Below are 14,969 nucleotides of genomic sequence, written 5' to 3' on the forward strand. Positions count from 1 at the left end.
CCTCCTTTTTATCTTGTAAATTATTTATCAGTTACGCATCCTGTGGATGCACTCGAAACCGACCTGATGTATTTCAGTAATACTCCCTTATTCACTTTTAAATCAGGTTGAACCCAATTTGCTTTTCGAGCTGCATACTCTTCATCCGATATTTTCAGATTAATCGTGTTCTTGACTGCATCGATTGTGATAATATCACCGTTCTTGACGAGTGCTATACCTCCTCCTTCAAAGGCTTCGGGTGTTACATGTCCCACAACAAACCCATGTGAACCACCGGAAAATCTACCGTCTGTAATTAACGCTACGCTTTTTCCAAGTCCGGCACCCATAATGGCCGAAGTAGGTTTAAGCATCTCAGGCATTCCCGGCCCACCTTTAGGTCCACAGTACCTAATGACGACTACATTGCCAGGTTTGACTTCGCCGCTTCGAACTCCGGTTATAACATCATGTTCATTTTCATAAACGATAGCGTCTCCCTCAAAATACTCCCCTTCATTTCCGCTGATTTTTGCAACACAACCTTCCTCGGCAAGGTTTCCGTATAAAATCTGAATGTTTCCGGTCGCTTTTAAAGCTTTTTGGATTTCGTGTATCACTTCCTGACCGTCGTTTAAATCTGGCACCATAGCTAAATTTTCAGCCAATGTTTTTCCTGTAACGGTTAAACAATCTCCATGTAACAACCCCTCTTTTAATAAATATTTCATTACCGCAGGAACACCTCCGGCTTCATGCAGGTCTTCCATCAAGTATTTACCGCTTGGTTTCAAATCGGCAAGCAAGGGTGTTTTGTCACTTATATCTTGGAAATCTTTAAGCGTGATTTCTATATCAACTGAATGTGCCATAGCGATTAAGTGCATAACTGCATTTGTCGAACCACCTAAAACGGCCACCATCGTAATAGCATTTTCAAATGCTTTACGCGTCATGATATCCCTAGGCTTTATATCTTTTTCCAGCAAGATTCTGATTGCTTTTCCGGCATCAATACATTCTTGTTTTTTCTCTTCACTTAATGCAGGATTAGACGAACTATAAGGCAAGCTCATTCCTAAAGCTTCAATGGCCGAAGACATGGTATTCGCGGTATACATTCCGCCACAAGCTCCCGCGCCGGGGCAAGCGTTTTGAATTACCCCTTTGAAATCTTCAGCGGCGATCGTATTGTTGAATTTTTTTCCTAATGCTTCAAATGCAGACACGATATTTAATGATTCCCCTTTCCATTTCCCGGAATGGATTGATCCACCATATACCATGATCGAAGGGCGATTCACTCTCCCCATAGCAATTACAGAACCTGGCATATTTTTATCGCAACCCGGAATAGCGATTAAACCATCGTACCACTGCGCACCCATTACAGTTTCGATAGAGTCTGCAATTACGTCTCTAGAAACTAGTGAAAAACGCATACCGTCAGTACCATTTGAAATACCATCACTAACTCCTATTGTATTAAAAATTAAACCAACTAGGTCTTCTTTCCAAACACCTGCTTTGACATCTTTAGCCAAATCATTTAAATGCATGTTACAGGTATTCCCTTCGTAACCCATGCTAACAATTCCTACTTGTGCCTTCTTTAAATCTTGTTCTGTCAAACCAATTCCATACAACATCGCTTGAGCTGCAGGTTGGGTTTCGTCTTGTGTTATGGTCTTACTATATTTATTTAATTCCATCTAATAATTTATTGTTTGTGTTCCGTGAAAACTTAGAAATTGTAAGTCGGGCATTTAAAAAATAGTCGATTGGCCTATATGGACATTGACGTCATTAAAATATAACAAATCATCCTTGTTTAATATATAATTTGAGATAAACTCACCGACTTCATTAGTTCCAAAACCGGTACCCGGATTCAAATCCATCGTCACCACATTATATTCAATTGATTTTTCAACCGCTTCATGCATTTTTTTGGCTTCTTCATGAAGACCAAAATGTTCCAATAACATTGCTGCCGATAAGATGCATGCTATGGGATTTGCAATATTCTTGCCTTTTGCGGTAGGGTAAGACCCGTGTATAGGTTCAAAAAGTGCATTTGATGTCCCAAAGGAGGCTGATGCCGATAAGCCAATGGAGCCCGTAATCACACTGGCTTCATCCGATAGGATATCTCCAAATAGATTCTCGGTCAAAATGACATCAAATTGTCTTGGGTTTACTATGATTTGCATTGCGGCGTTATCCACAAACAGGAAATCCAAAGCTACATCAGGGTAGTTTTCGCTGACCTTTTTGACCACCTTTCTCCACAAACGGGATGTTTCAAGAACATTGGCTTTATCGACCACCGTGACTTTATTCTTCCTATTCTGCGCCGATTTAAAGGCCAGATGAGCAATTCTCGTTATTTCCTCTTCCGAATATTCCAATAAATCAGAAGCTATCGTTCCGGACTCATTCAATTTTTTCTCGCCAAAATAGGCGCCACCGGTAAGTTCCCTGAAAATAATAAAATCGGCACCTTCGATGATTTCCCTTTTCAAAGGAGAGGAATCCAAAAGTGTTTTATAAGGTTTTATCGGTCTGATGTTCGCAAACAAACCCAACTCTTGTCTCAATCTTAAAAGCCCTTGCTCAGGACGCACTTTTGCGTCCGGATTGTTATCGTATTTGGGATCGCCGATAGCCCCAAACAAAACAGCATCAGTATTTAGACAAAGGTTAAGGGTTTGCTCCGGAAGTGGAGTCCCCGTTTTATCAATTGCCACGGCACCAATAAGTGCATCCTCAAATATAAATTCATGGTCATAAACGACCCCGATAGCATATAATGCCTTCTTTGCCTGTAAAATTACTTCCGGGCCTATTCCGTCCCCTGATAGTACTGCTATTTTTAAATTCATGGCTAATTTTGTATAAAGGGCTACTAATTTCTGACTAAATCACTTTCTATTTTACAAGCTTCAATTATTTGATGAATGTCATCATCCAAAACTTCTTTTTTAATATCCGCAAATTTTAAAAACTCAACATAGACAATATCCAATTGCACTTTTGTAAGTTCATAACCCACTTTTTTTGCTCTATATGCCAATGCGGCTCTACCGCTTCTTGCCGTAAGGACTATCGAAGATTCATTGACACCCACATCAAGAGGATCCATGATTTCATATGTGGCTCTGTTTTTTATTACACCATCCTGATGAATCCCTGAACTATGGGCAAAAGCGTTTGCACCCACAATGGCTTTATTGGGTTGGACGATCATTCCCATACTTTCAGAAACCAATCGACTCATTTCGTTTAGTTGCTTCGTGTCAATATCAGTATATAAATTTAGGTAAGGATGTTGCTTAAAGATCATCACCACTTCTTCGAGTGCTGTGTTTCCTGCTCTCTCCCCTATCCCGTTTATTGTACATTCTATTTGTCTCGCTCCGTTCACGGCACCTGAAATGGAATTGGCAGTTGCCATTCCCAAGTCATTGTGACAATGGCAAGAAAGGATCACCTTTTCAATTCCCTTTACGTTTTCCCTTAGATATTTAATTTTTGCGCCATATTCCTCAGGCAGGCAATATCCGGTTGTATCAGGAATATTCAGAACAGTGGCTCCTGCTTTTATGGCTTCCTCGCAAACTCTTGCAAGAAAATCGTTTTCGGTTCTACCGGCATCTTCGGCGTAAAACTCTACGTCTTCAACGAAAGATTTTGCATATGAAACCGCAAATTTCGTCCTTGCGATTATATCTTCGGGCGTAGTATTCAGTTTATAGACGATGTGTGAATTTGAAGTTCCTATTCCTGTATGAATACGAGGCTTTTTAGCATGTTTCAGAGCCGCTGCGGCAACATCAATATCATTTTTCACAGCTCTCGTCAAGCCACAAACTGTGGCATTTTTTACCACCTTGCTGATTTCAGATACGGATAAAAAATCTCCCGGGCTTGAAACGGGAAAGCCAGCTTCAATAATGTCAACCCCCATTTCATCCAATCGATTTGCTATAACAAGTTTCTGTTTGGTATCTAATTTACATCCAGGGACCTGCTCTCCATCTCTTAAAGTGGTATCAAAAATTTGAACTTTCTCTCTATTCATTTTCATTTATTTAATGTAATTTCACATCTCGATAACAAAATTATATTTCATTACTTTAAAATAAAACTCAATTTAATGAAATATACTGCTTATAAAGCAATTAAAAACTTTGCAATCACCTTATTTACAACAAATTAAGCTACCATATTCTACAATGGCTAACCATCAAAAAGATTTCTTATTTGTATTAATTAAATCCCTGTCAAAATCCGAAAAAAGGCAGTTCAAGATTTTTGCGAGTCGACTTGAGACCAGTTCAAATACAAAATTCATCGAATTATTCAACATTTTAGACAAGTCAGAAGTCTATGATGAGAAACTTATTTTGAAAAGCGGCATCATCAAAAAGGTGCAATTGTCTAACTTAAAGTCCTATTTGTACAAACAAATTCTGGTGAGCATCCGTTTGAATATTCCAAGCCAAAACATTCGTTATCAGTTAAGGGAGCAAATTGATTTTGCAACTATTTTGTACAACAAAGGCCTATACAAGCAGAGCCTGAAAATATTAGACAAGACCAAGATACTGGCGCTAGAAAACGACGAAAAGTACATGGCTTTTGAAATCGTCGAATTCGAGAAACTAATCGAATCACAATACATCACCAGAAGTATTCAAGGACGCGCCGACGAATTGGTCATCCAAGCCAAGGAATTGAATTACCGGAACACCATTTCGAGCAAATTGTCCAACCTGTCTTTGCAGTTGTACGGTATTATGCTCAAAACGGGCTATGTGAAAAGCGACGAGGAATATAAATACATAGACGACTATTTCAACAAACACATTTCGAAATTAGACAAGAATAAGTTTGGTTTCCGAGAAAAATATTGGTTTTACAATGCTAACCTTTGGCGCAGTTTTCTGGTGCAGGATTTCTTGGGCAGTTATAAATACGCCTATAAATGGGTAACCCTTTTTTATGACAATCCAAATATGATTTATCTAAACCCGGTTTTTTTCATTAAAGGGAATCACTATTTGTTGGAATCATTGTTTATGTTAAAATACAAATCAAAATTCAAGAAATACCTTTTACTCCTTGAGGAAACGATTGGAGACTCACGCTTTCCTGTAAACGACAACATTGCGTCATTGTCTTTCCTTTATTTGTACAATAATAAATTAAACTATCACATTCTGGAGGGATCTTTTGACGAAAGTGAATACTTGATTCCGGAGATTTTAGGGAAAATAAAACTACACAACGAACATCTTGACGAGCATCACGAAATGATGTTTTACTATAAAATTGCCTGCATTTACTTTGGGACCGAGAAGTACGCCGAATCTATCCATTATTTGGAAAAAATAATCAACAACAAAAATCTGATTATGCGTGAGGATTTGATGTGCTTTGCGCGTCTTCTCTATTTAATCGTACATTACGAAATGGGTAAGGATTTTAATTTGGAGTCACAACTGAAAAGCACCTATAAATTTTTGTTGAAAATGAATGATTTGCATGAGGTTCAGAAAGAAATCATTCGGTTTTTGAAAAACCTGAACACTTTATATCCGGGTGACATTAAAAAGGAATTTATAAAAATGAGGGAACGCTTTATCGAGTTGGAAAAAAATACCTACGAGAAAAGGGCTTTCCTTTATCTGGACATTATTTCCTGGCTCGAAAGCAAGATCGAAAACCGAAGAATCAGCGATATCATGAGGGAGAAAGCCAAATTGATCAACAGATAACATGAAAATTTCCATTAAAAAAAGCTCCTTCCGGCAATACCGGAAAGAGCTTTTTGAATTAGTTGGATCGAGCCAAACGCATTTTAAAACTTAATTTAAAAATAGTTCCGTTAAATGCTTTTGGTACAGACCAAGGTCTTTTTGAATATCGGCATTTTTTTCAACGTCGTGAAAATGGATACTTTTTAACGGTTTCATTCCCGTGAAAGCGTTCATTTTATGAAAACCGAACAACACGCCGTCATCAACGCTACGTTGATTAAAAAACTCTCCTGGCAAAGTAAATGCCTCTTGGGGCGCATTCCAAGATGAAGTGATCATGTATTTGGTCCCCTGCATCATCCCTCCAGTGCCGTAGTTGACCGTCGGGTTTTCTGAAGATCGTCCATCGCTTTTGTAAATTCCCTTGGCATGGCCTTCCGTAAAAACGACATCAATGTATTTCTTGAAGCCGTGGGGCAACTGAAACCACCAGATTGGGGTGTGATATATAATAACATCTGCCCAAACAAAATTGTTCACTTCTTCCGCCGGATGATATTCTTCGTTAATATTGGTGGTTTTCACTTCGAAACCGGGATTTTTTTCGAAGAAATTCAAGGTTTCACTCGCAATGGTTTCGTTAAATCGGCCACCCGAATGGCCAAACTTTTGTCCTCCATTAATTATAAATATTTTTGTCATAACTGTTTTCTTTTAATTATTATGCTGCAAAGGTAAAACCTAGAACACTATTATTAAAATAGCATATTTAATACCTTTGTATCAGAAATATAATAGCTATGGTGAATCTAGAATGGTATCGCACTTTTAAAGCAGTCTACAAGGCAGGAACATTGACAAAGGCCGCGGCACTTTTGTTCATTTCGCAACCTGGCGTCAGTTTACATTTAAGCGCACTCGAAAATTATGTCGGCTACAAATTGTTTGACAGAACGGGAAGAAAAATGATACCCACCGAAAAAGGGAAAGTACTTTATAATTTTATAACTGAGGCCTTATCAAAACTGGAAGAGGCGGAGAAAAACTTTCAAAGAAGCACCGAGAAAAATACGCCGACAATCAGTATCGGCATGTGTTTCGAAACATTTCAAATCACTCTGGAACAGTATATCTCGACCTTAGCATTTAATGTCATCATTCAATTCGGAGAATACCCTGAAATGGTAGAAAATCTGGAAAAAGGAATCCTAGATTTGATTATTACACCCCAAATGGTTGTTAAAAACGCTATCGAATACCAAGAATTTTCATCAGAAACTATTGTGCTTGTCGGGGGGAATGAAATCGACATTGTTGAATTTAATCGCATCGAAAAAAACGGAACTCTCCAAGAATTGGAACGATGGTTAAAGCAGGAAAAATGGTATGGAACGACGGGCGATATGGAGCATTTACGTCGCTTTTGGCAATTAAATTTCAACAAGTACCCCGATTTCAGACCCAATTATATCGTTCCAAATCTAAACTCCATTGTGCGCTGTTTAAGCAGTGGTAAAGGATTAGCCGTTGTCCCTGATTTCTTATGCAGAAAAGAAATTGAAAGCGGTTCAGTGAAACTCATTTGGGAAGGCAAAAGCCCGCTAACAAACATTCTCTATTTCGCCACCAGAAAGAAAACTATGTATGAAGATGAAATCAAGAAGATAAAACAAATTTTCATGGAATTAAACTAAACCAAAAACACCCAATGCCGAAAATGCAGTACTTAACACGAATTAATTTGTGCTAATTCGCGAAATTAGTGTTTGTTCTTTTTTGGATAAGTAAAATTCACTAAAGAACACAGTTTTAGACTTTATTAAAGGCTTATAAAAAGTGCATTTGAGTTAATTCCTTTAATCAAATGCTTTCAACATTATCGCATTTTGTTTCAAGATTAACTGTTCTTGTTATTTGTATGCAATAAATTATTTATTTTTATGAAAATATTAAAACTAAAAAGGTATGAACAGTTTTTTCAAGACAATAATCGCAGGTTACGGCGCAAAAAAAATGGGCTGTGGTTGCTTTGGGACGATAATTTTATTCATCATCCTATATTGGCTATTGGGCATGTTTTAGAGTCCTGATAATCACCCCAAATCACAAATCGGATTGTTTTTTGATCTCTTTGTGCATCAATTCTTTAATATATTTTACTGGGGCACTACCGTAGCTTAAGAATTTCTCATGGAATTGCTTCAGATTAAAATTGGCTCCCTGTTCTTTTTTCAACATTTCTCTAAGATCATAAATTTCTATATAACCGGCAAAATAGGAACACAATTGAACTTGGGTCAAACTTACTCGATTCCACTTCGCTTCCGCTTCCGCTTGTTGCTGAAAAGCTTCTGTCACAAGTAATTTAATCGCTTCCTCTTGACTCATATTTTTGACATGAACGCTATAATCCAAAATGGTGTTGCAGGTTGATCTCAAATTCCATTTATAATACATTAACCACATTTCATCTGAGTTTTTGTATCCATTTTCCAACATCATCAGTTCCGAATAAACAGCCCAGCCCTCAATCATCGCTCCGTTTCCAAGAATGGCTTTAATAATGCTTGGCGATTGATTGCTATAAACCAATTGCGTATAATGCCCGGGAATGGCTTCATGAATGTTAAGTATTTGCAAAATATAATCATTGTATTCCCTTAAATAACTTTCCGATTTTTTTGCACTCCAACCGGACATACTGCCAACATTATAGTAGGTATTTGCATTTTTATCGTAGGGTCCGGGTGCCGAAATGGAAGCCCCGGCGACTCCAGCCATGTAATCCGGCTCCCGGCGAACCACCAAAGGCTTTGATGGATCAATATAGAGCAAATCCTTTTCTTTAACAAATTCAACCAGTTCAGGAAGCTGCTTTTCTATAGCTGATTGAAATTTTTCTGGCGTAGTGTGCTGCAGTGAGATCTTATCGATAACCATTTTAATGGCTAATAAGCTGTCCGTGGGTTTGGGCTTGGATTTCATGTATTTTGGCCATAATTTATCTGCCAAAACAAACATTTTTTTATGCAGTTCTTTTTTATGATCAACCGCCTTTTTAAATACGGTATCCGCCTCATAACTCGATTGAATGTCCAAGTCGAATTTCTCTTCATACAAAGCTTTTCCCAATCTAAAGGAACGAGGTGTCTCATTGTCCAATGCCTTTAACCAATCAGCATAAGCGGTTATTGCATTTACAGCCACTTTTGCTTTATCTCTTATTGCCTTTTTCTCAGATTCAGGCAATTTACTTCTGTCTAAGGCCTTAGGCAGATCTCTTTTAAAAACCGATAGTCCGCCCAAATTTTGTGCAATTGCAAGGGCAGTATGTTCTAAGGTGGGATTCTTAATGTTGCTTTTTGCAGCCTCATAATAGGCTGGAATTGCATTCATTTTTAAATGGAAATTATGCAAACGTACATCCAAGGAATCATATTTTCCGTTTAATATCTCAGCAAAAGCCCCGCAAACATTATATTCCGAAGGATTCCATTGGTATGATTTTAACTTGTCTATTCTAAAAATGGAACTCTGTAACTGATTTTTGATAATATGATAATCGATCGTGTTATTATCCGAAAGATCCTCGGTCGAATAGCGCTGCAATGAATCTAATTGCGCATGGGAAAAATCGAGCTGCTTTTTTATACCGATGGAATCTGAAACGACCAGTACACTGTCTAATTTGTGGTATCCTTGACTGGCAGCCCAGTCTGGATACAATTTCCAAAGCTCAATTACAAATCCTTCCTTGTAGTTCTCAAATTTTTCATTCAGCGTTTTGGGGTCAATCGTTTCTGCTTTTTTATTACAAGAAAACAGTAAAATGGTAAACAGAATCGAAACAATTATTTTTTTCATGTGTAGGTTGTTCAGAAAAATAAAGATATAAAAAATGCCGTTCAGTGAACGGCATTTTTTATTTTTAGTTATTAATAGGCTAAAAGCGCCAGCAAGTCTTTTTCGAATCGGCCTTTCGGCAAATACTGATCTTCCAGTGCCTTAGTAAAAGGAATTGGCGTGTCTAAACTGGCTACACGTTTTACCGGAGCGTCCAAATATTTAAAACATTCCTCCATAATCATTGCAGAAATATCGCTGGCTATACCACCAAACAGGGAATCTTCTTGATATATAATGACCCTTCCCGTTTTTTTAACGGAAGTAAAAATGGCTTCTGTGTCTAACGGCTGTAGGGTTCTTAAATCCAATAAGTCAGCTGAAATCTCAGGATTTTTTTCCAAAGTCTCCAAGGCCCAATGTACTGCGGCGCCAAAAGATATGATGGTTACCTCATTCCCTTCTTTCAAAAAAGCCGCTTTTCCTAAAGGCAAGGTATAATAGTCTTTCGGCACTTCTTGATACACACTTCTGTACAATTGTTTGTGCTCGAAAAACATTACCGGATTAGGATCGTTGATTGATGCATTCAACAAACCTTTTGCATCATACGGAAAAGCCGGATAAACGACTTTCAATCCTGGCGTTTTGGTAAACCAAGCCTCATTTGTCTGAGAATGAAATGGTCCAGCTTGGGTTCCTCCACCGCAAGGCATTCGTACCACCACATCGGCTTTTTCCAGCCAGCGGTAATGTGATTTTGCCAATAAATTCACGATGGGGTTAAAACCGGTCGAAACAAAATCGGCAAACTGCATTTCCACAATTGCCTTGTATCCGTTGATCGACAATCCCATTCCCGCCGAGACTACGGCACTCTCACAAATCGGCGTATTGATAACCCGTTCTTTTCCGAATTGTGCGACAAAGCCGTCGGTGATTTTAAAAGCACCTCCATATTCGGCAATGTCTTGTCCCATAATAACCAAGTTGTTATGGCGCTCCATCGATTCCCGCAGACTACTTGAAATCGCATCGATGAAACGTATTTTTTCCTTTTTATCTGAATGATTAATTTGCTCATATGCAAAGAGTTTGTAAACGTCATCTAACTCTTCACTCAAAGACGCTTCTATTTCCGGCTCTGCATTGGCCAAAGCCAAACTATCATCAATATCCTTCTTGATTTCAGCTCGTAAAGAATTATCGAACACCTCAGTTAACACTCCATTGTCTTTTAAATATTTTCTGTAATTTTCAACAGGGTCTTTTATCGCCCACTGGTCCATTAACTCTTGTGGAACGTATTTGGTGCCACTCGCCTCTTCATGTCCTCGCATCCTGAATGTTTTAAATTCCAATAAAACGGGACGTGGTCTTTCAATCATCGAAGCCTTCAATTCGGACAATAGATTATAGACCTCAAGAATATTATTACCGTCAACGATATGACTTTCCATTCCATATCCTTTTCCTTTATCTGCTAGGTTTTCACAACGGTATTGCTCATTTGTAGGAGTCGAAAGTCCGTAGCCATTATTCTCTATAACAAACATAACGGGCAATTCCCATACTGAAGCAATATTCAGCGCTTCATGAAAATCTCCCTCAGAAGTAGCACCCTCTCCAGTGAATACGGCGGTTACTTTTCCGTTTTTCTTCAGTTTGTTCGCTAATGCGATTCCGTCTGCCACACCCAATTGGGGACCCAAATGCGAAATCATCCCGATAATTTTGTACTGTTGGGTTCCGAAGTGGAAACTCCTGTCACGACCTTTGGTGAAACCGTTGGCTTTTCCTTGCCATTGGGAGAATAATCGGTATAATGGAATGTCCCTTCCTGTAAAAACACCAAGGTTTCTATGCATCGGCAAGATGTATTCATCCTTGTCCAATACGGCCGTGACACCTACCGAAATAGCTTCTTGGCCGATTCCTGAAAACCATTTGGATACTTTTCCTTGACGAATAAGGATCAGCATTTTCTCCTCTATTAGCCTAGGCTTAAGGATTCTTTTATATAAATCTAATAAGGTGTCGTCAGTAAGGTTTTTTCTGTCAAAGTTCATTTTTTGGGCTTTATTTCGCGATTCAAAGATAAAAAAATATAACAGTTTTGCTTAAAATTGTTATATTTTTTTATCTTGTTTATAACTTTTAAAATTCTATTATAAAAATATTCAATACCTTTGTGTTTGCAAGGCTCTTAAAGCCTTCTAAGTTATTAAATAATATGTATAATATGCAAAACATTCCTAGTGTTGACTTGCGTGATTTCCTTTCGGACGACCCGAAACGTAAACAAAAATTTGTAAATGAAATCGGAAGTGCATTTGAAGATATTGGCTTCGTAGCATTAAAAGGTCATTTTTTAGATGACAAATTGGTAAACGAACTGTACAGTGAAATAAGAAATTTTTTCGCTTTGCCCCTAGAAACAAAACACAGCTATGAGATTCCAGGTATTGGAGGTCAGCGTGGTTACGTTTCTTTTGGAACAGAACATGCCAAAGGAAGAAAAGAAGGGGATTTGAAAGAGTTTTGGCATTTCGGTCAGTATGTGAGCGAAAATTCAAAATATGCTTCAGAGTATCCTGAAAATGTTGAAGTGAAAGAATTACCACGCTTTAATGCCGTAGGTAAAGAGGCGTATCAAATGCTTGAAAAAACAGGTGTTTATGTGTTGAGAGCTTTAGCGTTACGTTTGGGATTAGACGAATTCTATTTTGACAATTATGCCAAAGACGGAAATTCAATTTTGAGACCCATTCATTACCCACCCATTACATCAGAACCTGCAAACGCGATTCGCGCTGCAGCCCATGGCGACATCAACTTGATTACCCTATTAATGGGAGCACAAGGAAAAGGACTTCAAGTTCAAAACCACAACGGTGATTGGATTGATGCCATCGCCGAACCGGATGAATTGGTTATCAATGTCGGAGATATGCTATCTCGTCACACGAATAACAAATTGAAATCTACGATTCACCAAGTGGTAAATCCACCAAGAGAATTATGGGGAACTTCGCGTTATTCAGTGCCGTTTTTTATGCATCCCGTTAGTGATATGCCATTGAATTGTCTGGAAAACTGTATTGATGCGGAAAACCCAAAACAATTTGAGGACATCACTGCCGGCGATTACCTATACGAACGATTGGTAGATTTAGGATTAATCAAAAAATAATCCCTAATTTTACTTCTAGTAATAAAAGACATTGAGTTTACTTAATGTCTTTTTTCTTTTTATAGAAAATAAATATCTTATTACAAAAAATATAATTTTTCACCACATAGAAACAGAGAAAAGGGAGAAAGATGGAGATCTATTCTTGGTTTCACATAACTTATTTTACTTTAAAAAAGTGAAACGCTTTAACAATGTTAGGAATACCTATGATTCTATGTGGTAAAAAGCAATTAAAAGATTTAAAACAAAATGGATTTACAAGACCAACTAAAAAACCTTTTCCCGGATTACGAACCCGCTCCTGAAGAAACGCCTGAGGAAGTTGCCCATGAATTATACGTTCAAAAAGAGCCTATGATTTGTAAATTCGAAAAAAGAAAAGGTAAGGCTACAACAATAATCGAAGGCTATGAGGGCACGGACGAGGATTTTAAGATTCTAGCCAAAGAAATAAAAACAAAACTGAGCGTCGGTGGCACTTTTAAGGATGATTCTATCATCATTCAAGGCGACTATCGCGACAAAATCATGGAGATACTTAAAGTTAAGGGCTTCAAAGTGAAACGCGTGGGAGGTTAAACCAATTGATAATTGAAAATCCATAATTAATAATTATTTTTTCAATTGTCAATTATCAATTAATAACTATCAATTAAAAATAATGATAAAACAATCAGAATTAATATTAAATCCAGACGGGAGCGTCTATCACTTAAATCTAAAACCGGAACATATTGCACGCGATATCATTTTTGTGGGTGATCAAAACCGCGTAGAAAAAATAACCCAATTCTTTGACAGCATTGAATATTCTACCCAAAAGAGAGAATTCAAAACCCAAACCGGGATTTTCAAAGGCAAAAGAATCACTGTGATGTCAACAGGGATAGGTCCCGACAACATTGACATTGTGATTAACGAGTTGGACGCATTGGTCAATATCGACTTGGAAACCCGTAAGCCGAAAGAGAAGCTTACGTCATTAAACATTATCAGAATAGGGACTTCAGGCTCCCTGCATGCTGATATTCCTGTGGACAGTTTCGTCATGTCCAAGTTTGGCCTGGGGCTCGACAACATGCTCCGCTCCTACTTAATTGATGAAGTTTCGAATGTTGAAATGGAAGATGCTTTCGTGCAACACACCAACTGGGATTTGCGCAAAGGAAAACCATACCTGATTCCCTGTTCGGAAAAACTGGAAAAAATCATAGAAAGCGACAAAATGCACAAGGGAATCACGGCAACCGCTGGAGGTTTTTACGGTCCGCAGGGTCGGGTCTTGCGATTGAACATTCAGGATGAGAACTTGAACACCAAAATGGATAATTTCCAATTCGAAGAGAACCGAATCACCAATTTGGAGATGGAAACGGCCGCCATTTACGGTCTATCGGCGCTTTTGGGTCATAATGCCCTGTCGCTGAACGCCATAATTGCCAATCGCGCTTCGGGCACTTTTAGCGAAGACCCTTACAAAGCGGTGGATCAATTGATTGCATACACCCTAGAGAAATTATCTAAAAACTAATGTTTTTTGAGGAGCTATTTCCCGCCATCCGTTTCAATCTTTTTATTTTAAAGAAAAATAAAAAGGATTTTCACTACTATCGGGGCTAGTGTGGTCACTAAAAAATATTAAATAAAATGAAAATAGGAACCATAGAAACTGAACGGTTAATTTTAAGGAAACTAACGCCTTCCGATGCTGAAGCGATGTTTGCATTGGACAGCAATCCAAATGTGCATCAGTATCTCGGAAACAAACCGGTTGCATCCCTTGAAGAAAGCGTGCAACAGATCGAAAACATCCAAATTCAATACATTCAAAATGGAATTGGTCGATTTGCAGTGATTTTGAAAGAAACAAATGAATTTATCGGCTGGGCAGGGCTGAAATTCATTACGGAACCGATAAACGGTTATCTCAATTTTTACGACATAGGATATAGATTCATCGAGGACCATTGGGGAAAAGGATATGGTTACGAGGCGGCTAAGGCATGGCTAGACTATGGCTTTAACCAATTGAATATCCAAAAAATATGTGCCTCCGCAGATATCGAGAACAAAGGTTCCATAAAAATTTTGAAGAAAATAGGGCTCCAAGAAATTTCAGAATTTGATGATCAGGGAATACCAAGCGTTTGGTTAGAATTGACTAAAATAGACTACTTAAAATG

Annotated in this window: 12 protein-coding genes; 6 read left to right on the forward strand and 6 right to left on the reverse strand. The window is 38.1% G+C overall.

All coding sequences use genetic code 11. The features are described from left to right. Positions 1–20: 20 nt before the first annotated feature. The 3 genes from ilvD to VIH09_RS07325 are packed head-to-tail and all read right to left on the reverse strand — an operon-like array spanning position 21 to position 4,066. Positions 21–1,694 (reverse strand): dihydroxy-acid dehydratase, encoded by a 1,674-nt coding sequence (gene ilvD, locus VIH09_RS07315; RefSeq protein WP_331579394.1) that lies wholly within the window; start codon positions 1,692–1,694, stop codon positions 21–23. Between the two features lie 54 nt (positions 1,695–1,748). Beyond that, positions 1,749–2,867, reverse strand: coding sequence for a 3-isopropylmalate dehydrogenase (leuB, locus tag VIH09_RS07320; protein WP_331579397.1), 1,119 nt, complete (start codon positions 2,865–2,867; stop codon positions 1,749–1,751). Positions 2,868–2,890: 23 nt separating this feature from the next. Further along, positions 2,891–4,066, reverse strand: coding sequence for a 2-isopropylmalate synthase (locus VIH09_RS07325; RefSeq protein ID WP_331579399.1), 1,176 nt, complete (start codon positions 4,064–4,066; stop codon positions 2,891–2,893). Between the two features lie 154 nt (positions 4,067–4,220). On the opposite strand from VIH09_RS07325, the gene VIH09_RS07330 reads away from it, so the two are divergent. Then, entirely contained in the window at positions 4,221–5,765 is a 1,545-nt protein-coding gene (locus VIH09_RS07330) for a hypothetical protein (protein WP_331579401.1), read from the forward strand. A gap of 90 nt (positions 5,766–5,855) precedes the next feature. Here the strand turns inward: VIH09_RS07330 and VIH09_RS07335 are convergent, their stop codons facing one another. Next, complete coding sequence (locus VIH09_RS07335) at positions 5,856–6,449, reverse strand: NAD(P)H-dependent oxidoreductase (protein WP_331579403.1); 594 nt, start codon at positions 6,447–6,449, stop codon at positions 5,856–5,858. A 98-nt stretch (positions 6,450–6,547) separates the two neighbouring features. Between VIH09_RS07335 and VIH09_RS07340 the strand changes: the two genes are divergently transcribed. Beyond that, on the forward strand, positions 6,548–7,441 hold the full coding sequence (locus VIH09_RS07340) for a LysR family transcriptional regulator (RefSeq protein ID WP_331579405.1): 894 nt from the start codon (positions 6,548–6,550) through the stop codon (positions 7,439–7,441). A 409-nt stretch (positions 7,442–7,850) separates the two neighbouring features. On the opposite strand, the gene VIH09_RS07345 is transcribed toward VIH09_RS07340, so the two are convergent. Together VIH09_RS07345 and VIH09_RS07350 are read right to left on the reverse strand one after the other, a co-directional pair. Then, positions 7,851–9,611, reverse strand: a complete 1,761-nt coding sequence (locus VIH09_RS07345) for a DUF885 domain-containing protein (protein ID WP_331579407.1) — start codon at positions 9,609–9,611, stop codon at positions 7,851–7,853. Positions 9,612–9,682: 71 nt separating this feature from the next. Next, positions 9,683–11,659 (reverse strand): dehydrogenase E1 component subunit alpha/beta, encoded by a 1,977-nt coding sequence (locus tag VIH09_RS07350; RefSeq protein ID WP_331579409.1) that lies wholly within the window; start codon positions 11,657–11,659, stop codon positions 9,683–9,685. 173 nt (positions 11,660–11,832) lie between these two features. Between VIH09_RS07350 and VIH09_RS07355 the strand changes: the two genes are divergently transcribed. From VIH09_RS07355 to VIH09_RS07370, 4 genes are all read left to right on the forward strand, one after another. Further along, the gene (locus tag VIH09_RS07355; RefSeq protein WP_331579411.1) at positions 11,833–12,783 is read left to right on the forward strand and encodes an isopenicillin N synthase family dioxygenase; all 951 of its coding nucleotides are present in this window, start codon (positions 11,833–11,835) and stop codon (positions 12,781–12,783) included. Positions 12,784–13,035: 252 nt separating this feature from the next. Then, complete coding sequence (locus VIH09_RS07360; protein ID WP_331579413.1) at positions 13,036–13,365, forward strand: translation initiation factor; 330 nt, start codon at positions 13,036–13,038, stop codon at positions 13,363–13,365. An 82-nt stretch (positions 13,366–13,447) separates the two neighbouring features. Next, positions 13,448–14,317 (forward strand): nucleoside phosphorylase, encoded by an 870-nt coding sequence (locus VIH09_RS07365; protein ID WP_331579415.1) that lies wholly within the window; start codon positions 13,448–13,450, stop codon positions 14,315–14,317. A gap of 116 nt (positions 14,318–14,433) precedes the next feature. Beyond that, a partial coding sequence (locus VIH09_RS07370; RefSeq protein ID WP_331579417.1) for a GNAT family N-acetyltransferase occupies positions 14,434–14,969 on the forward strand: 536 nt, incomplete at its 3' end.

The sequence above is a fragment of the Flavobacterium sp. genome, from assembly GCF_036515215.1.
In the GTDB taxonomy this organism is placed as follows: Bacteria; Bacteroidota; Bacteroidia; order Flavobacteriales; family Flavobacteriaceae; genus Flavobacterium.

Bases quoted from the DNA above. Each gene is read 5' to 3' on its own strand.
- VIH09_RS07335 (WP_331579403.1), bottom strand. From the start codon at position 6,449: ATGACAAAAATATTTATAATTAATGGAGGACAAAAGTTTGGCCATTCG.
- VIH09_RS07345 (WP_331579407.1), bottom strand. From the start codon at position 9,611: ATGAAAAAAATAATTGTTTCGATTCTGTTTACCATTTTACTGTTTTCT.
- VIH09_RS07330 (WP_331579401.1), top strand. From the start codon at position 4,221: ATGGCTAACCATCAAAAAGATTTCTTATTTGTATTAATTAAATCCCTG.
- VIH09_RS07350 (WP_331579409.1), bottom strand. From the start codon at position 11,659: ATGAACTTTGACAGAAAAAACCTTACTGACGACACCTTATTAGATTTA.
- VIH09_RS07365 (WP_331579415.1), top strand. From the start codon at position 13,448: ATGATAAAACAATCAGAATTAATATTAAATCCAGACGGGAGCGTCTAT.
- VIH09_RS07360 (WP_331579413.1), top strand. From the start codon at position 13,036: ATGGATTTACAAGACCAACTAAAAAACCTTTTCCCGGATTACGAACCC.
- VIH09_RS07325 (WP_331579399.1), bottom strand. From the start codon at position 4,066: ATGAATAGAGAGAAAGTTCAAATTTTTGATACCACTTTAAGAGATGGA.
- ilvD (WP_331579394.1), bottom strand. From the start codon at position 1,694: ATGGAATTAAATAAATATAGTAAGACCATAACACAAGACGAAACCCAA.
- leuB (WP_331579397.1), bottom strand. From the start codon at position 2,867: ATGAATTTAAAAATAGCAGTACTATCAGGGGACGGAATAGGCCCGGAA.
- VIH09_RS07340 (WP_331579405.1), top strand. From the start codon at position 6,548: ATGGTGAATCTAGAATGGTATCGCACTTTTAAAGCAGTCTACAAGGCA.
- VIH09_RS07355 (WP_331579411.1), top strand. From the start codon at position 11,833: ATGCAAAACATTCCTAGTGTTGACTTGCGTGATTTCCTTTCGGACGAC.